Origin of the sequence: Aeromonas sp. FDAARGOS 1409, assembly GCF_019048705.1 — a bacterium.
GTDB classification, from domain to species: domain Bacteria; phylum Pseudomonadota; class Gammaproteobacteria; order Enterobacterales; family Aeromonadaceae; genus Aeromonas; species Aeromonas sanarellii.
This window is the reverse complement of the sequence record NZ_CP077395.1, coordinates 2,260,553-2,277,788: the sequence shown is the minus strand read 5'-3', so window position 1 is coordinate 2,277,788 and position 17,236 is coordinate 2,260,553. Positions and strand designations below refer to the sequence as shown.

Below are 17,236 nucleotides of genomic sequence, written 5' to 3'. Positions count from 1 at the left end.
GTACTATAGCATTAACAGGGGAGAACCCGTCTCCCCTGTTAATTTAATGCGACTGGCTGAATTCGATGCGTTCTCCATCAGGGCCGTTAATCAAAAAGTAACGTGCAATGCCCGGTTGTTCTGCTGGACCTTCGCTGATGGGATGACCCAATGCGTTCACCCAAGCAAGAGCGTCGTCCAGATCCACAACACGCAGTGCGACGTGATCGATGCCGCGAGTTTGTGCATCGCGGGTTAGCCCACTGGTAGGTAACTGATACAGCTCAATCACGATGCTGTCTAACTTCATAAAACGGACTTCCACATCGCCATGAATTGATTGCACCTCAACGAAACCCAGTGAGCCATAAAAGCTGCAGGCGGCGGCTATATCGCCAGTACGCAGGCCTATGTGGGCTAAACCAGTTACAGGATTCATCTCACACTCCTTTGCGGTGACACCAGAATCCAAAAAACGCAACGTAAGCGAAACACAGCAGCGGTATGACAAAAGCCAACTGCATATCTCCGCCATTCAGGTCAGAGATTATCCCCATCACGAGCGGAACCACGGCGCCACCGATAATCGACATCACCACAATTGACCCTGCTAGTTGGGTGTTCTCGCCCATCCCTTTGATGCTTAATCCAAAGTTGGTTGGCCAGCACAGTGCCATACAGAAGTTCACACCCATAATCGCGACCACGGCCACCAAGCTCTGCACGGTAACGGCAAAGGTGAGTAACACCACACATAACGTGCAGAACAGGCCCAACAATAGAGCGGGGTTAAAGCGCTTCATCAACAGCGTGGTCACTACTTTGCCACTGGAATAACACAGTAGAGTAGCGAGCAGCCACCAGGTCGCAGAGTGTTCAGTCGTACCACTTTCAATAAGCTGTACAAAGCGGATAGTAAAGCTCCACAGGCCAACTTGTGCGCCAACATACAGAAATTGCGACAGCACACCTAGACGAAAATGCGGTATAGATAGCAAGCTTCTAAGTGCTGGAAGCAAAGGCACTGTTGACTTGTTCGCCGATTGAACGGGTTTGCAGGAGGGGAATTTCACCGCGACGAAGATCAGCGCCAATACCACCAGTATCGAGCCAATAATTAGGTAGGGGGTAACCACTTGAGACACCATTTGCTGGCGCAGTGCATCGGCTTGCTCTACGGGCATCGCCAACAATTCCTCATGAGTGGCATCGTTTTCGCCAAATATCAGCTGCTGGCCAATCAACACTCCAAGAATTACACCAACAGAATTGAAGATCTGCGAAAAATTGATGCGCTGGGTAGAGGTTTCTATTGGGCCGAGCAGGCTGGAATAGGTGTTTGCCGACGTTTCCAAGAATGATAAACCGCTGGCAATCACACCAAGACAGGCCAAGAATGCGCCATAGGTCATAATATGTGAGGCTGGTATAAATAGGAAGCAGCCTAAGGCGTATAATGTCAGGCCGATAATAATCGCCACCTTATAGGAGTAGCGTTTAATAACGGCAGCCGCGGGTAACGCTACCAGAAAATAACCCATAAAGAAGATAGACTGTACCAGTGCAGTTTGCGTATCACTTAGATCAAATCCCTTTTTAAACTGCGCAATCAGGATATCGTTCAAGTTACCAGCCATGCCCCACAGGGCGAATAGACAGCACACCATAAGTAACTGCAACCAGGGGGTTGTGGGCAAGTAAGCGCTGCTATTAAGCGGAACAAGCTCACCTTCAGTTTTTTTCGGTTTGCGGACAGATAATTCACTCATGATGTCGCTCCTGCGGTTTGCGGTGATGGCAGACTAGATAACGAATCCAGATCGTCATAAAGCACACTGGTTTGCTGGCAAAGGCGTTGGAAAAGGAGGAAGGCACGCTGGTAGTCATCACGTAGGCGCGGATCTGGCAGAATTTCGCGTTCGATGCTAACGCACTGCTGGACCCCCGCAGCAATATCACTGAACAGGCCGACACCCACGCCAGCGATAATTGCGCAACCAGTTGTGCCATTTTCCACATTGGCGGTTTTTAAAATGGGCAGATTGTAGGCGGCAGCTTTAATTTCCAACCACAGAGTACTGCGCGCGCCTCCGCCTGATGCAATTAGATGGCTTGGCATTCCGGTGCAGGCAGTCAGCCGATCCAAATTGTATTTACCAGCCAAAGCAACACCTTCCAACACGGCGCGAGTCAGATGTGCGGCGCTGTGTTTACGTTGAAGCCCGAAGAATTGCGCTCGAGAGTTGGTATGATTACCCAGACGCTCACCTGTTAAATAAGGCACAAACAGTAGTCCCTCACAGTTGGCAGGCACAGTTTCCGCCATTGCTAACAGTTGCGGATGGGAGTAGTGCTCGGCACCCAGTAACTGACGCCACCAGCGCATAGCATCGCCACCGGCATCCAGAATGGTAAAACCACCCCAAGCTGGGTTCGCAAGATGCAAATTATTTACCTGTGGGTGCAACAGCGGTTTATCGCTGACCACGGTGAGTAATGTGGAGGTTCCCGTGCTGTCTGAGGCGCTACCTGGCTGCCAAACGCCTGAACCTAATAAGGTAGCGGCCATATCCGCTACCCCAGCAACGACCGGAATACCCACTGGCAAGCCGGTTTCTTGCGCCGCAGCTGCAGTAATTTGTCCAATGACCTCATCGGCATTGTGCAGGCTAGGAAGTACCGTTGCGCTGAACCCAAATTCTGCTAACGCGGAGGCCGACCATTGGCGAGTGGTACTATCCAGGAGGTAATAACAGGAGGCCTCACTGTAGTCGGTGGCGCGTACGCCGGATAAGCGGAAATTGATGTAGTCCTTGGGCATCAACACCGAAGCAACACGCTCCCACAGCTGTGGCTGGTGTTCGCGCAGCCAGGCCATTTTAAACGCGGGCCAGGCAGGCGTGGGTGGATTGTTCAGATGTGCCAACCAATGTTCTGCATTCCCACGACTGCGAAACGCAGCAACTTGTGGTTGTGCGCGTTTGTCATTCCACAACAAAGCGCTATCACACACCAATTCTCCATCGGCATCCAATAGCACTGTGCCATGCATTTGTCCGCACACGGCAACGGCGGCAATGCGCGTACGGTATTCTGGATAACGGTGCAGTAATTCGCGGATGCCTTCACAGGCACTTTGCCACCACAGCGAAGGTGGTTGCTCTACCCAGCCCGGCTGTGGCGTGATTTGACCGTATTCGCGCTGGGCGAAGCCAATAATGTCTCCCCGGTGAGAGACCAGACCGGCGCGAGTGCTGCCGGTCCCAATATCCAGAGTGAGTAGGGTATCTTTCATTTGTTTTCATTTTCTCCCTGGCGATGTTTTTTACTGCATTAGTTGCCGTTCAGTTCCGGGAATAAGGTCGGGTCGGCTTCCAGCTGCGACAACACTTTTTCGGTTGCAGCCGCACTCATGCCGAAGCGGCGCACGCCCAGGCGATATAGCTCGCGTACCGTATCCAAATCACGAATGCCGCCAGAACCTTTAATGCGAATGCGACCTTGCAGTTGATCGGCAATGATTGCCACTTTTTCTGTGGTTGCGCCGGTTGGTGCCCATCCAGTAGACGTTTTGATCCACTGCATACCCACATCTACAGCGATATCGCATACCTTGCGGATTTGCTCTTCATTCAAGTAATGGGTTTCAAGGATCACCTTGGCTTCAACCGGCGCTGCTGCTTGCACCACACGGGATAAATCCTCTCGAACCGCGTCATAATCCCCGGACAGGACTTTGCCGATGTTCACCACCATATCCACCTCACGTGCACCATCACAAATCAGCTGGCGTACTTCCTGCACTTTGGTATCTGTTGCATGGCCGCCAGAGGGAAAGCCCACCGGACCGCCAATCATGATTTCGCCGCGGCCACCATCTGGCAGAAGAGTGCTCAGAAAGCGCGTCCAACAGGGCAATACATGGATAGCAATGATGTTGTAGCGAATAGCCAACTCAGCACACTGGCGGATATCGGCTTCGGTGCTGGTGGCCTGTACCGCACTTAGATCGATCATACGGGCAAAGCGGCGTGTATTTTCGTTCATATACTTCTCTTTCCTTTCATGTTTTAGGTGAGATGACAATATATGAAAGGATTTGGCACATGAAATGAAAGCTATCGCTTTTGTGATCTAGGTCGAAAATTTTTCTACTGGGGGGTTAACCACACCCACAGTTGATGGTCACGTGAGGTAGACTAATTTTTACAGATGGCAACGGCGTTATTGCCCTGAATCACCCCTGTTTTTACGACTATCTGGCCCGCAAGCGGAGGATTAACCGTGAGCGGATGCAGCAACGCAGCGAGTTGCACCGTTTGTTCAAAGAAAGCAGGAACTCAGCGGGCAGCCGCGCCTTGATGTCGATGATGCGAGAGCTGGGGCATCACATTGGCCGATTCAAAGTGCGCAGTCTGCTGAAGGAGGCCGGTCTGGTATCCAAGCAACCGGGCACTCATCGCTATCAGGTCGCCCGGTCTGAACGACCGGATATTCCCAATCTGCTGGCCCGTGAATTTGATGTCCAACAACCCAATCAGGTGTGGTGTGGCGATATCACCTACGTCTGGGCAGGTGGCCGTTGGCATTACCTGGCGGCGGTGCTTGACCTGCATACCCGGCGGGTTGTGGGGTGGGCGATGTCAGATAAACCAGATGCCGAGCTGGCCATCAAAGCACTTGAGATGGCGTATCAGCAACGAGGTTGTCCGTCAGGCATGCTGTTTCACTCCGACCAAGGCAGCCAATATTGCAGCCGGGCATTTCGGCAGCGGCTGTGGCGCTATCGCATGACCCAGAGCATGAGTCGGCGTGGCAACTGTTGGGACAATGCACCGATGGAGCGATTGTTCAGGAGCCTGAAGTCAGAGTGGCTCCCGGCAACGGGATACGTGAGCCTGAGGGAAGCAAAGCGGGATATCAGTTATTACCTGATGGATTACTACAACTGGCGGCGTCCACATCAACACAATGACGGGATCGCGCCAGCAAAAGCCGAGGATCGGCCTAATCAAGTGTCCGGTTTTAGTTGACCACTACATAGGCTGCAGACAACGAAGATGAAGACTAAGGCCAGCGACTCATAGAGGCTGCACGATCAGAGATTACGCCGTGCAAAATGCAGTGTTTTGCGGGCACAGGCCGCAAAAAGAGGCTATCCATTTAACCCGCATACATCACCAGCACCTGCAATCTATTCCAAAAGGAGGCGGGCCATTGCGGCCCGCTCCTGAATGTCATGAACCAGCGAAAGATGAAGATTACTACTTAATGTGGATGACGACCTGCCCGCCACCAAGTTGTTGATCGACGCCGTTGTCATAGACCAGGCTGTCGTTATCGCCCTTGTTCCAGATCTTGATGCGGAACGAATCGCCTGTGGTGCCGTTGTCACCGGCCCAGAGCATGAACCCATAGGATCCTGTTCCGTTGATGGTGCCGGTGCCTTTGTACTGGGCATTATGCCCATTCTGGTTGACCACCAACCACTCATAGACGTTGGAGTGGAAGTTGAGGTTTCCGACCTGGAAGTTGAACTGGGTGCTCCCGCTTGGGACTGTGGCCCCCTTCAGGTATTTGGAGACGAAGCCGAAGTTGGCTTTACCCGTGAGACTCTCATCGAGTTTGTAGGCCGCTTCAGGCGAGTCAATCCAGCCACCACCGGTAACAAAACCTCCCTTTGGATCGTATACGACGACAGTGGTTGCAGAGGACTCCGAATCAACAGTGCCATCGTTGACCACCAAGGTCACATCATAGATACCGGGGACGGCCCCTGCCGTGTAAGTGGGAAGCTCCGCCATATTGTCATCCAATGTGCCTCCATCTGCAGTCCAGGCATATGTCAGGGGGTCACCATCGGGGTCGGAGGATCCTGAGCCATCAAAGGGAGTAGTACCGAGGACGGGTACCACATAGGGGCCATTCGCATCGGCGACGGGCGGATCGTTGGGGATGCGAACCAGCCAGGTCTCTCCCACGCTATTCATAGGGAGCGTTCCGTCGAATCCCGCTGGGAGCCCACCGGAGGGGGCAGATCCAACCGTTCCGAATCCGTAGAAATTGCCCTCCCCCGTCCCGTCATTGAGTAATGCATCCCCCACGTCACAGTGATCCCATGTATGGTCAAACCATGGAGAGGCACATTTGCCGGTGAAGGCAGCGACGGGGGGGCGCAGGGCCCACTGGGCTGCAGTCGCAAACACGAAACCATCGTGGCCCACGTCAATGCCAGCGGTGCACCCTCCCTGTGCACAGGGGCTGGCCCATACCCACTCCAGGCCATTGTGTAGCACGATCACCGAGGCCGGCACCGATTGTCCCAACTGTGATTGGGCAACGGAGATGGGAGGGGGTTCGCCGTTAAGGGAGGTGCTTTCTACCGCCATGGCCGGTGATATCGACAACATTGCCATCAGCGCCAGCATGCCCGTTATCTGCATCCGCCACTGCTTCAGATTAAATAAATCAAGGTTACCTAACATGATGTTCTCCTTAGCAACTGTGTTTCTTTCCTTGGTTCATACTCGTTACACAGGATTCAATAAAGCACCCACTGGTACTTCGCGACCTCGACATTAGATTGGGTTTGTCACCTACCTTGCTTGTTACTTGGTTCAAGTTTTATGGATATGTTTGGCGGCCAGCCTTTAGCTGTGTAAACCCACCAGGTTGTTCACAGATTGAAGACGGCTGATTGGGGGCTGGTAGTTCAGACTGGCATGAGGGCGATGCCAGTTGTACTCATGCAGCCACGGTTGCAGGTGCTCTGCCCGTTGCTCTGACGATTCATAGCTCCGGGCATAGGCCCATTCACGCAGGGCTGTCTGAATGAAGCGCTCTGCTTTTCCATTGGTTTGTGGTGTGTAAGGCTTGGTGCGCAGGTGCTTGAGCCCCAACCGACGACACAACTTCTGGAAGCGTTTCGACCGGTAACACGCGCCATTATCCGTGACTAGCCGACTGAAACGAATACCAAGCCAGGCGTAGTAACGAAGAGCCTGTAACAGCGCCAGGCAGGCACTGCGTCCAGTTTCATCAGGATGCAGGGCGCTGAACGCCACACGGGAGTGAGCATCAATCGCCACATGAGCATACTCCCATCCCGCGCCGGGGGAGTCCTGGCTGCGGGTACCGGTGACTCGATGGCCGGGGCGACGGAAACGCCCCAGCCTTTTGATGTCCAAATGCAGCAAATCACCCGGTTTCTCATGTTCATAGCGTTGTACCGGAGCCGCAGGCGCCAGATTCGCCAGTCGATTAAGTCCCATTAGTTGCAGGATACGGGCGACGGAACTGTGTCCTATGCCCAACGCTTGGCTGATGTGCCGATAGGTCTGTCGTTGCTTGCGCAGTGCGATAATCACCTGTTGCCGCTGGTCATCGATGGCGTGGGGACAGGATGCTGGTCGAGAAGAGCGATTGTGCAACCCATCAGGTCCCTCCTGGCGATATCGCGTGAGCCACTTGTAAGCGGTTCGGGTGCTGACCCCGGCGGCGTGAGCCACTTCTTCAACGCGCAGGCCTTGTTCAAGGATACGTCGGACAAGAAGCTGTCGACCGAAGAGGGTTAATCGGGCATTTTTATGGTTGCTCACTCGGGCACCTCGGATGATTGGTTTGGTTGGCGCCTCCAATTTTGCGGGAATGCCCCGAGTGAACAACCTACAGAGAGATCACATCTAGCCACCAATTTCATTTCCTTCCACACTATCCGAGCCACCACCGCTAGAGCTGATCACGATTTTAAACGGCTTAGTGGAGAGGCCAGCTATGGAGCCGGTGAACTTGCCCTGAATGCGGCTGTAAGAGAGGGATACACTGCCGAGCACAATGCCATTGGAGGAAAAAGCTTTAGCGGTCAAGGCCACAGAGCTACCAGCTGAGCTGGTTGCAACCAGGTCCAGCTTCTTCTTCTTGGCGCTGTAGGTCGCCTTGCTGATGGAGACTGTGTCTGTCGCAATGACAGGAAGCACTGTCAGGGAAACCAGTGCCGCCGTGCTGGCAAGTTCACCATCACTGACGGTGAACGTGAAGCTATCTGAGCCGCTGAAGCCAGGGTCCGGAGTGTATATCAGGGTCGGCGGTGTGCCGCTCAGGACACCCTTGGTTGGGACGTTGAGGACACTGAAGTTCAAGGGGTCACCATCCGGATCACTGCCGTTCAAGGTGATGGCCACCGGTTTATCTTGATCCGTGGTCATTGTCTGGCTGTACGCCTGAGGTGGCTGGTTGGTTGCGCCGCTCCCACTGGCCAGTGCTGCATTGATCAGACCATAGCCATAGCTGGTATCTCGTCCGGGTTCACCCAGATCCTGAGCTGTTCCCTGCAGTTGGCGGCGGATCTCTTCGTTGCTCCAGCCTGGATTTGCTGCCAACACCAGCGCCGCTGTGCCGGCCACATGGGGAGAGGCCATGGAGGTACCGCTCATGTCACCATATTCGGCATCAGGGATGGTCGAGTGGATCAGGTTGCCTGGGGCGGCCAACTCCACCTCTGGGCAGGTGCTTGAGAAGCTGGTCCGGACGTCACTCGAGGTAGTGGCGGCGGTGGCTATCACCGAGCTCCAGCGGGCGGGAAATATGCAGTTTTCACCGGTGCCTGCTGGGTTTCCGCTGTTGCCTGCCGCGCCGACGTGTAGCAAACCAGCAGCATAGGCGTTATCGAAGGCGTCACGAACAATATTGCCGGGATCGCCAGCGCTGCCATAGCTGTTATTGGTGATCTGAACATGATCGGTAATGGCTTGTTGCAGGGCGGCGATGATGTCACTGAAGTTACCGCTGCCTGCGTTGTTCAACACTTTGTAGATGCAGAGTGTTGCCTCGGGGGCAACCCCCACGACGCCCATATCATTATCCAGTGCAGCCACAATGCCGGCGGCATGGGTGCCGTGACCGTTGCCATCCTCGATGGTTTCACCATCCACGAAGTTGGCGCTACAGCCAGGGTCATAGTTCAGATCCGGATGGTTGGTATCAACCCCCGAGTCCAGTATGGCCACCCTGACCCCATTCCCTCTGTTACCACTGGCGTGGGCCGTGCCGGCGCCTATGTGGCGTACACCCCAGCTATTGTCCAACTCCGCATCAACAGCATGCACCTCAATGTCTAGTTCAATGTCAGTGATGTTGGGGTTCCTGCGCAGCGCGGGGATTGCTGTCAGCGGGACTGTTGCGGCGAGGGCTGGTACCAGATGGTAGTTGTGCCTGATCTTGCCGCCCAAGCCACGCACCAGCACCTCCTCCGATGCGCCAGGCTGGACGCTGAAAGAGATAAGCACCTTGGTCATCTCTTTGGCTGGTGTCATGGCCATCGCTCCACCTATCAAAGAGCATCCCACCAATAGTGGCAGCCACATAGTCAGCAGCCGCCTAAGGAATTGCCATTTACAAAGCATTTCCATTATGTGTATCTCCTGAAGTAGTGTGACCGGATGCATTGCTGATTTAAGCCACATTCAAATGAGGCACATTTACTTTCGTGAACCCCTATAAAACTCAGCTGCACTGAACAAGCAGCATTGCTTGTGTATCTATTGAGCCTGCAGCTAATTTCAATGCCAGCACTGCTATCACACCAACTCATTTGTGTCCAACGCGGTTTGGTATCAGTCCTGTGAAACTGGAGGCCAAGGGTCAGGTGTAATCGTTGCAGCTGAGCAGTGGTATAGTCATACGAAATTGTTTTTCGCATCGCTCGTAAGCCACGAGCATTCTTAATGAGTAACAATCATAGTCACTGAGTCAGTAGGGGTAATACTTTTTCGTTATTACCCAGGCTCCTCGAAGCTAGGCTGTGTTCTTAAAGTGATGAAGATATAATCTCACATCCTCTCAATAGCTTAAGACCTATGCAGTGTCCCGTCGTTACCAGTTGACCGATGCACAATGGAGGCTTATCGAGCCCCTTTTCCCATACCACCACATAAGCGGACGTCCTACTCGCGAGCCACGCCAGGTACTCAATGGCATTCTCTGGATACTCCACACCGGTGCACCTTGGCGAGATCTGCCAGAACGTTTCGGCCCTGAATCGTCCCTAATTCCCTAGACATCTCACAGTCTTAAAATGAGGCAACTATTGAACGTGTTTCTCGCTTTCCCCTATGACAGTTTATTGATGTCATTCAGGAAATGCTTTAATGATGAGAGTCGATTAAATAACATTTGATAGTCCTCTCTACTAACATCAAGCATAGAATATGACTCACTTTTTGAAAAATAAGCTGGATATCTGAGATTATTATGAAGGTGGTTATATTTTGTATTAACCAACACATACTCAGCCAACTGCTTTGACACTTGCTTTTGAATTATAGGATCTGAACTTATGACCTTAATAAGAAAATCAACTGCAGAATCTAATGAATGATTTCTGTTCTCATCCCTAAAGTATTTAACATCTGCTCTTACCAAGCTAAATATCTTAGCCCTTATATATTTTTCCATAGACTGGATAATGAAATAGCATGCCTGTCTATAGCAATCAACCTGTGATAATTTCTCTGCAGCAATCTCATCCGAACGAGCTAGAGCCAAATACTCTTGTGAAACGTTGACTTGCCGCCTAAAAGCACCAACCTTCATACTTCAACACTCGAAAATAAAACGTATCAACCAATATAACTCTCACATCCAAACTAAGAAATAAAAATTCATAAAAAAAGCTAGGTCGCTCACAAAGCGAATTCATCCTGCCTCCACTATTGGCTCTACTGGTTTTGAACCCCTAGCGTTGATCTCTAGGGGTTACTTATTCAAGATATGTGTAAAGTAATTTTAGCTAGTCGTTTCTTTGCTTTCACGCATTGGAACAATCTCCGACAGCTTCTAAACTCTTCAGGGTACCGCTGCGGGTAGCTCTTGATGGCAGGGATTAGCGCGGGGATTCTGCGCACAATCAGTCGCCCTAATTGTACTTTCTCTTTGCGCGTTGCCAGCCGTCGTTTGAGTTTGTATGCGTAAAATCGGTCTCCTATGAGGACATCATCCAACTCAGCACCAAATATAGATCTCAATGCACGATAAATACTCTCCTCAAATGAATTTAAATCGAACTTCTCACGATGGTCGCGACTTACGAGTTCATTAATCTGAAAGGCGTCGATTGGATTTATGATCAGGTTTGATATGTTAATCATGTTTTTCTCCTTAAGGATGGAAGTAATTTTTCCCATACCTGATCAAAAATCTTTCATCCACCCATCAACTCAGCCATCACTTTGCCCTTGATTATTTATAAATTTACAGCCCCCTATCGATAATGTAAATATAAAAAATCAATTTTTATATCTGCACAAAAATTCTCGCGCGCGAGAGAACAACGGAGTGGAAAATAAACAATATCAATATTTAAGGTTACGCCAACTGCCGAATAGCCTATCAATTGGAATATATATAAATCCTTTGATGTCCAATAGCCATTCCGGTGATTTGAATTCAAAGGAGAGATATCCATGTCTGAACTTTCATTATTCGATGCCATTGGCGAGGGCAAAAACGCGACTCAGGATTATCTGGATACCCTGTCGCGGGCACTGCTGCGCCATCATCAACTGGTCAAAGCCATCCGCATCCACGGTCGTTATGTACCGGAATCCTTGCCGATGCCCGGTCTGCCGGTATTGGTCGCCATCTTCAGTCACACCAACACCTACACCTTGCACCAACTGCCCTCTAATCAGATAGGGCAGTTGGTGCTGTCGATTGCTCGCTTTTCCGGTCAGGCTACCCATGACCTGGACAACGGCATCTTTGAAGAGGTGTGGGACATGGGGGACAGCAGCTTCACCACGGACAGTGCCGAGCAAGCCGTCTACTGGTTGCCGTTACCGGAGCGCTGGATTGCTCTGGAGGGCACACAAGTGGCGCTGCACGATAAAGACCATCCGGTGTTCAAGTTGCTCAACGTCACCGCCCGGAACGCGGCTCCGGTCCTGGATATCTGCGATGGCGTGGTCAGCCTGGCGCTAGAGTCAGAGTGGGATGGGGAGTGGGCCGCATGACCGAGATCAACCGCTCCTCGCTACTCGCCAAGCTCAAACACATCAAGGGTATGAAGCTGCTGGTAGAGCAGGCCGTCTTGCTCTACCTATTGATGACCGACGAGCAGACGCCTGTGTGGGTCAAGACCATCGTGGTCAGCGCACTCGCCTATTTGCTCTGTCCGGTCGATGCCGTACCGGACTTTATCCCCGGCGTCGGTCTCACCGATGACCTGGGGGTTATCAGCGGTGCCATTGCCTCGTTAGGCAGTCATATTCATCAAGGTCATCGCAGCAAAGCGGCTGACTTCTTCAAGTAATCCCTTCAGAAGGAATTTCATTATGGCTAAAGCCACACAACCGGCAGCGTCGGCTGCTCCGGTCTGGACTGTTATTAAATCCGCTAAGGCCCCGAAGATAAGCGCTCGGGCCAGTGGTTTGCTGCACTACGAGGTGGGCAAGAACGATGAAGGTCGCTACGCCCTTCGCATTACCGCAAACGACACGGGTGGCCTGTTCAGCAAACACTGGTTATCGCTCGATGACATCCTGGCACTGCTGGACCTTCTCAAGGATGCTCCATTCAAATCGGTAGCGCTCAAGGCGCTGTTTGTTCGAGGCAGTGCCAATAACCACGGCTTCCTCGCCGCCATCCTGCGATCTGAAAAGTTGCTGGTCGCCGCCGAGCCCAACTCACCGTTCCACCGGATCGGCCTATCCCTCAGCGACTGGTCTACTCAGCTGGGTGAACCGGCCAATATGGATAAACAGGCTCGCAAGGGAAAAGCCAAGGAGCAGAAGGGCCAAGATGACACGACCGATGAGAAAACCATCGAGGAAGGCAATGAGCCCCCGTTTTTGGAAACAGCCAACGACCAGGCCGGTTTGTCAGACAAGATGGATGAGACAGGGGGTGAAGTTGAAACCGCAGACCCGGCGGCCAGTGAGGAGACCCAGCCATGAGCAACCGTGACATAGCACTGAACTGGCAGGGACTCCCTCTGCCGGTTTCACCCCGGCTCGCCGTATGTCTAACCGACCTGCTGAACACGCACCATCCCACATGGCACCAAGCCCGTGCTGTCACGATGAACTTTCGTGATCCGGGTTATGGCCCGGAAACCGGCGGCTTTCATCCGGTGGAGATCCGTCTGCAACGCCGAGGAAATCTATGGTCCTTGGTCTATATGACGGACTTTTCCTATGTCGGCATGGGTGACTATGCCGAATTGGCTAAGGAGGTCGATTTTGACTTCTCAAGCCAGGAAGGGCTGATTGCCTATGCGCATGTGGTGCCGTTGTCTGAGTTGGGTGAGTTCTATGAATTATGGGAGGGAAATATCCTCACCTACCTGTCGCTGGGTGTCTACGCGATCAGGGTAGCCACTGAATGATCCCTCCCTGTTAATGCGCAAATTTCACGGGTTCACGGGGTTGGCGTCGAATTACTCAGTCTCTATAAGTGAAAAACCTGCCCCCGTTTCCCCCCGCTCACACGGGGCGGGCACGGGGCTCGCCGTGAATGTGCGGGGCAACCCGACCTCTTCATTCACTCCCCCATTATTTCCGCAAATTTCGCGGGTTCACGGGGTTGAGATGGAAAAGCCCAATCCCTCAAAGGGAAAAACCAGCCCCGTATTCCCCCGTTCGTGCGGGGCGGACACGGGGCTCGGTAGCATTTTTACGGGATCGGACCGGGTAGCGACCGGGGCGGCCATCAGCTCACTCACCTTTCCCGCGTTGTCATCGTGCCGGGCCAGTCAGGCCAAGGCGCGATGAGCAACGGCCACTTCAACCGCCAAGCCAGAGACAGGGATTAGACCTCCTTTCCACTGTGAAGGGGGCCTATGCCGTGTCTAACCAGCTCACATGTTGAGGAGCGAACCATGAACGAAACACCCACCCGATTTAAATTTACCAACCGGCGAATTGCCGATCTCCCCCCTAACCCAGATGACGCTCGCAGTACCGAAGCGGAGTATTCTGATACTGACGTGACCGGTCTGCGCTGTCTGGTTGGCAAAGGGGAAGGCCGTCGCAAATTCCTGCTGCGTTATCAGATACATGGGCGCAAGCGGGCCATTGCCCTGGGGCACTATCCCGCGTTGGATGTCAGCGCGGCTCGCAAGCTCGCGCTCGACTACAAACGCAAGATCGCCGAAGGCGTTGACCCGCAACAGGCCAAGGAGGACAAGCGCAACCAGAAGACCCTGAGCAATTTGTTTCAGGAAGACTATCTCCCCTATCTGCAATCTCGAAATCGCAGTTGGAAGACGGATGAACATCGCTTCCGTAATCACCTACGGCCAATCTTCGGCAATCTGATCCCGGAAGAGATCACCGTCACCCGCATCCAGAACATGCAACAGATGTTGCTCAAGCGCCTCACACCGGCCACCTGCAATCGAGTATTAGCATTGCTCAAGGCCATCATGACCTGGGCGGCCCGTGCCGGGCTGATTAAAGAGAATCCCGCAGCCCTGGTGTCGTTGCTGCGAGAGAACAATCGGCGGGAACGCTACTTCACTCCAGATGAAATACGCCGCCTGTTCCGGGCTGCCGATCAGCATGAAAGTTTCTATACCGGTCAGTACGTCAAGATGTTGCTGCTCACCGGCTTGCGCCGGGCCGAGCTGGCAAGGGCCAAATGGCAGCACTACAACAAGGAGGACAAGACCCTATACATTCCCCACACCAAGAATGGCCATAGCCGTGTGTTGCACCTGAATCATATGGCGGTGGAGCTGTTGAACTACTTGCCGGTGACAGATGGAAATCCCTATCTGTTTCCAGGAAAGCGGCAAGGGCAGCCATTGCAAAATCCCACCAAGGGTTTTCAGCGGATGCTGGCGCGGGCCGGTATAGATAAGGAGGGGGTGTGCCTGCACACCTGCCGTCATTCGGTCGCGGCGTTGATTGTCTCCAACGGCGGCACCCTGTTTGATGTGCAATCCCAACTCGGACACCGGAGCAGTCAAACATCACTGCGTTATGCTCACTTGCATAACACACGGATGCAGCAGACCAGCCAGAAAATAGCCAACTGCATCCATGATGCCCTGACCAGTTCAGTACCATCCAAGCCGCAGCCGCTTCCCGAAGAGGGCGAGTGGGTTCAGGCCAGCTAGGAACATCGGTATCTCACGGCAAAGTGAGATACCGATATCACGGTTTAGCCGCCCGAGGTGCGGTGTTAGCTCACGCTCCTTACCAACAGCGACAATCTCACCAAACGGGCTTGAGCTATTGCATGTCAGCAAAGGGAGGCTGGATTCATTTGTCTTCAATGAGCCAGAGACTATGTCTTAGCGTCACATTTCTTCTAACCCAAAGTAGATACTCGACATATCTCCTTGATAGCCTAGTCATCTCGACATGTTTTTAGCCTTGGACTGCCTGCCAGCTTATCGAGTCGAGATTTACTAATCATATTGAGCATCATGGAGAGGCGTATGCGTTATATTGCGTTTGCTGTTGGATTAGCACTTTTTGGTTCGGTTGCTCAGGCAGCCACCCAGTACACAGGCGATAAGGTCCAAGGCGTACCTGTGATTTCAGCACTCGATGTAGCTGATCTTGCCACAGGCCAGCACCGCTTTATGTTTGAGGGCGTCGAGACCGGAACTGGTCAACGTTGGTACGTGCCGGTCATGGTGGCCAAAGGGGCTGCCGATGGTAAAAAAGTATTGCTACAGGCTGGTGTACATGGTGACGAGCTCAATGGTGTTCGGATCGTACAAAAGGCGATGGCACAAATTGAACCGGCAAAGATGAAAGGGACTGTCATTGGCGTTATTGGTCCCAACCGTTCTGGTCTGGAGCGCGTGTCGCGTACTTGGGCAATTTCGACTGACGGCGGTGATGTAATCGATTACAACCGGATCCATCCAGGGAAAGAGATAGGCAATGCTCCCGAGCGTCAGGCATGGCTGATGTGGAACAAAATCTACAAAGGGAATGTCGATTTGGCTATCGACTATCACACCCAGTCTACAGGAACTGCGTACCCACTCTTTATCTATGCCGACTATCGCAATGCGGATGTAAAGACCATTGCAGAACTGTTCCCTGCCGACCAAATCAAAAAGGATCCTGGTGAAGCAGGGTCGATGGAAACTACGTTTGTGGAGAATGGCATTCCGGCTATAACCGCAGAAGTAGGCGAGCCACGGGTGTATCAACAGGATATGATCGATCGAGGCTTACAGGGGGCTTTAAACGTATTGAGCCACTACAAGGTGATAGATGGAAAGCCTGGGGCCACCGCCGAGAGCCACAAGACATACATAGGTAATGAAATGAGCTCGATTCGGGCAACGACTGGTGGCTTTGCAGAAGTCCTCGTCAAGTTGGGGGACGATGTGAAGAAGGGCCAGAAGGTTGCCTTGCAGCGTAATGCTTTTGGGGATGTAGTGGCCGAATATACTGCAAATATGGACGGTAAAGTGCTTGCAGTCGGCACTGATGCGGTACGTGAGCCTCGGGCATTACTGGTTCGGATTCTGGGGCAAAACCCCGCTGACACCTGCAAAAATGGTTGCTAGGTAAGGGTTATCACCATCGCGACAAGGAACACATTTCTGTTAAGTTCAGCTTTGGATGATCCACCAAACAATGTTTGTTGAGCATCACATTTAAATCAAAGCATGAGGGGCCCGTAGGCCCCTCGTTTGGTTATACGGTGTAGTTAGCATCGAGTTCTGTCTGACAGGGTGAGACTGTCATATCGGCCTCTCGTTGTCAGTCAACACCAACCCGACAAGAGTGGCCTTCTTGGCCCGCTCAACAGCTTCTCGCCAGTTGATAACAAAACCCCTCTACTGGCCATCATCGGCGCTCGTTAGCGGAAACGGCGATGTCGCGGTTCAAGCAGCTGTTGGCAGGAAAGCTGAGTTTGCGAAATTACAACAACCAGGTGGGTGAAGTGATGGCGTATGTGTGCGCTATGAACAAGCTGAACACCCTGGGTCTGCCTGTGAGAAAGCCGCACGTGTAGCTATCCCTCGGGGCTGGTTCAATGACCGATTTAGGCAACAACGCCGTCTATATCTATCAATACCGCTCAGCCATTAGATAAATGAGCAGCATTGCGTTTTTTGAGGGGGGGGGAGACTTGAAACCAAAATCACTCCAGACGGCACACTTTTGAATCAGCACATCATCAAGGCATTCCGGCTATAGCAGAACTCTAAGAATAGAAATGGTCATGGCGAAACACTTCTGTGGACTTAGTTTCTTGCAGATATCGATTAACAGGGCACGCTGGCCCT

At 52.6% G+C, this 17,236-nt stretch carries 14 protein-coding genes and 3 pseudogenes; 9 read left to right on the top strand and 8 right to left on the bottom strand.

Annotated elements, in window-relative coordinates; genetic code table 11:
• Positions 1 to 43 precede the first annotated feature (43 nt).
• The 4 genes from I6L39_RS10810 to deoC are packed head-to-tail and all read right to left on the bottom strand — an operon-like array spanning position 44 to position 4,026.
• Positions 44 to 418, bottom strand: coding sequence for a VOC family protein (locus I6L39_RS10810; protein ID WP_216989657.1), 375 nt, complete (start codon positions 416 to 418; stop codon positions 44 to 46).
• 1 nt (position 419) lies between these two features.
• On the bottom strand, positions 420 to 1,748 hold the full coding sequence (gene fucP / locus I6L39_RS10805) for an L-fucose:H+ symporter permease (protein ID WP_216989656.1): 1,329 nt from the start codon (positions 1,746 to 1,748) through the stop codon (positions 420 to 422).
• On the bottom strand, positions 1,745 to 3,274 hold the full coding sequence (locus I6L39_RS10800; RefSeq protein WP_216989655.1) for an FGGY-family carbohydrate kinase: 1,530 nt from the start codon (positions 3,272 to 3,274) through the stop codon (positions 1,745 to 1,747). The genes fucP and I6L39_RS10800 overlap by 4 nt, the downstream gene beginning before the upstream one ends.
• Before the next feature lie 38 nt (positions 3,275 to 3,312).
• Positions 3,313 to 4,026, bottom strand: a complete 714-nt coding sequence (gene deoC / locus I6L39_RS10795; RefSeq protein ID WP_216989654.1) for a deoxyribose-phosphate aldolase — start codon at positions 4,024 to 4,026, stop codon at positions 3,313 to 3,315.
• Positions 4,027 to 4,223: 197 nt separating this feature from the next.
• Between deoC and I6L39_RS10790 the strand changes: the two are divergent.
• Positions 4,224 to 5,012 (top strand): annotated as a pseudogene (locus tag I6L39_RS10790) (IS3 family transposase); the annotation flags it as partial.
• A gap of 231 nt (positions 5,013 to 5,243) precedes the next feature.
• Here I6L39_RS10790 and I6L39_RS10785 read toward each other — a convergent pair.
• The 3 genes from I6L39_RS10785 to I6L39_RS10775 all read right to left on the bottom strand — a co-directional run bounded on the left by I6L39_RS10785 (position 5,244) and on the right by I6L39_RS10775 (position 9,386).
• Complete coding sequence (locus tag I6L39_RS10785; protein WP_216989653.1) at positions 5,244 to 6,464, bottom strand: PKD domain-containing protein; 1,221 nt, start codon at positions 6,462 to 6,464, stop codon at positions 5,244 to 5,246.
• A 165-nt stretch (positions 6,465 to 6,629) separates the two neighbouring features.
• Complete coding sequence (locus tag I6L39_RS10780) at positions 6,630 to 7,577, bottom strand: IS481 family transposase (protein ID WP_216989652.1); 948 nt, start codon at positions 7,575 to 7,577, stop codon at positions 6,630 to 6,632.
• Between the two features lie 84 nt (positions 7,578 to 7,661).
• Positions 7,662 to 9,386, bottom strand: coding sequence for a S8 family serine peptidase (locus I6L39_RS10775; RefSeq protein ID WP_216989651.1), 1,725 nt, complete (start codon positions 9,384 to 9,386; stop codon positions 7,662 to 7,664).
• 452 nt (positions 9,387 to 9,838) lie between these two features.
• Between I6L39_RS10775 and I6L39_RS10770 the strand changes: the two are divergent.
• Positions 9,839 to 10,024 (top strand): annotated as a pseudogene (locus I6L39_RS10770) (transposase); the annotation flags it as partial.
• A 62-nt stretch (positions 10,025 to 10,086) separates the two neighbouring features.
• Here the strand turns inward: I6L39_RS10770 and I6L39_RS10765 are convergent.
• A complete protein-coding gene (locus I6L39_RS10765; protein ID WP_216989650.1) occupies positions 10,087 to 10,569 on the bottom strand; it encodes a HEPN domain-containing protein in 483 nt (160 codons plus the stop codon).
• A gap of 869 nt (positions 10,570 to 11,438) precedes the next feature.
• Between I6L39_RS10765 and I6L39_RS10760 the strand changes: the two genes are divergently transcribed.
• The 7 genes and pseudogenes from I6L39_RS10760 to I6L39_RS10730 form a co-directional block, all read left to right on the top strand.
• Positions 11,439 to 11,987, top strand: a complete 549-nt coding sequence (locus I6L39_RS10760; RefSeq protein ID WP_216989649.1) for a hypothetical protein — start codon at positions 11,439 to 11,441, stop codon at positions 11,985 to 11,987.
• The gene (locus tag I6L39_RS10755) at positions 11,984 to 12,286 is read left to right on the top strand and encodes a YkvA family protein (protein ID WP_216989648.1); all 303 of its coding nucleotides are present in this window, start codon (positions 11,984 to 11,986) and stop codon (positions 12,284 to 12,286) included. The genes I6L39_RS10760 and I6L39_RS10755 overlap by 4 nt, the downstream gene beginning before the upstream one ends.
• Positions 12,287 to 12,308: 22 nt before the next feature.
• On the top strand, positions 12,309 to 12,929 hold the full coding sequence (locus I6L39_RS10750; RefSeq protein WP_216989647.1) for a hypothetical protein: 621 nt from the start codon (positions 12,309 to 12,311) through the stop codon (positions 12,927 to 12,929).
• Positions 12,926 to 13,360: a DUF2787 family protein gene (locus tag I6L39_RS10745; protein WP_216989646.1), complete on the top strand. Its 435-nt coding sequence runs from the start codon at positions 12,926 to 12,928 to the stop codon at positions 13,358 to 13,360. Before I6L39_RS10750 ends, I6L39_RS10745 begins: the two co-directional genes overlap by 4 nt.
• A 492-nt stretch (positions 13,361 to 13,852) precedes the next feature.
• Positions 13,853 to 15,094, top strand: coding sequence for a site-specific integrase (locus I6L39_RS10740; protein WP_216989645.1), 1,242 nt, complete (start codon positions 13,853 to 13,855; stop codon positions 15,092 to 15,094).
• Between the two features lie 324 nt (positions 15,095 to 15,418).
• Positions 15,419 to 16,510: a succinylglutamate desuccinylase/aspartoacylase family protein gene (locus tag I6L39_RS10735; protein WP_216989644.1), complete on the top strand. Its 1,092-nt coding sequence runs from the start codon at positions 15,419 to 15,421 to the stop codon at positions 16,508 to 16,510.
• Between the two features lie 275 nt (positions 16,511 to 16,785).
• Positions 16,786 to 16,962, top strand: a pseudogene (locus I6L39_RS10730) (IS5/IS1182 family transposase); the annotation flags it as partial.
• Positions 16,963 to 17,236: the final 274 nt, after the last annotated feature.

Coding starts and splice junctions, on each gene's coding strand:
- I6L39_RS10740 (WP_216989645.1), top strand. CDS start 13,853: ATGAACGAAACACCCACCCGATTTAAATTTACCAACCGGCGAATTGCC.
- I6L39_RS10735 (WP_216989644.1), top strand. CDS start 15,419: ATGCGTTATATTGCGTTTGCTGTTGGATTAGCACTTTTTGGTTCGGTT.
- I6L39_RS10760 (WP_216989649.1), top strand. CDS start 11,439: ATGTCTGAACTTTCATTATTCGATGCCATTGGCGAGGGCAAAAACGCG.
- I6L39_RS10810 (WP_216989657.1), bottom strand. CDS start 418: ATGAATCCTGTAACTGGTTTAGCCCACATAGGCCTGCGTACTGGCGAT.
- I6L39_RS10750 (WP_216989647.1), top strand. CDS start 12,309: ATGGCTAAAGCCACACAACCGGCAGCGTCGGCTGCTCCGGTCTGGACT.
- I6L39_RS10800 (WP_216989655.1), bottom strand. CDS start 3,274: ATGAAAGATACCCTACTCACTCTGGATATTGGGACCGGCAGCACTCGC.
- I6L39_RS10745 (WP_216989646.1), top strand. CDS start 12,926: ATGAGCAACCGTGACATAGCACTGAACTGGCAGGGACTCCCTCTGCCG.
- I6L39_RS10785 (WP_216989653.1), bottom strand. CDS start 6,464: ATGTTAGGTAACCTTGATTTATTTAATCTGAAGCAGTGGCGGATGCAG.
- fucP (WP_216989656.1), bottom strand. CDS start 1,748: ATGAGTGAATTATCTGTCCGCAAACCGAAAAAAACTGAAGGTGAGCTT.
- I6L39_RS10755 (WP_216989648.1), top strand. CDS start 11,984: ATGACCGAGATCAACCGCTCCTCGCTACTCGCCAAGCTCAAACACATC.
- I6L39_RS10765 (WP_216989650.1), bottom strand. CDS start 10,569: ATGAAGGTTGGTGCTTTTAGGCGGCAAGTCAACGTTTCACAAGAGTAT.
- I6L39_RS10775 (WP_216989651.1), bottom strand. CDS start 9,386: ATGGAAATGCTTTGTAAATGGCAATTCCTTAGGCGGCTGCTGACTATG.
- deoC (WP_216989654.1), bottom strand. CDS start 4,026: ATGAACGAAAATACACGCCGCTTTGCCCGTATGATCGATCTAAGTGCG.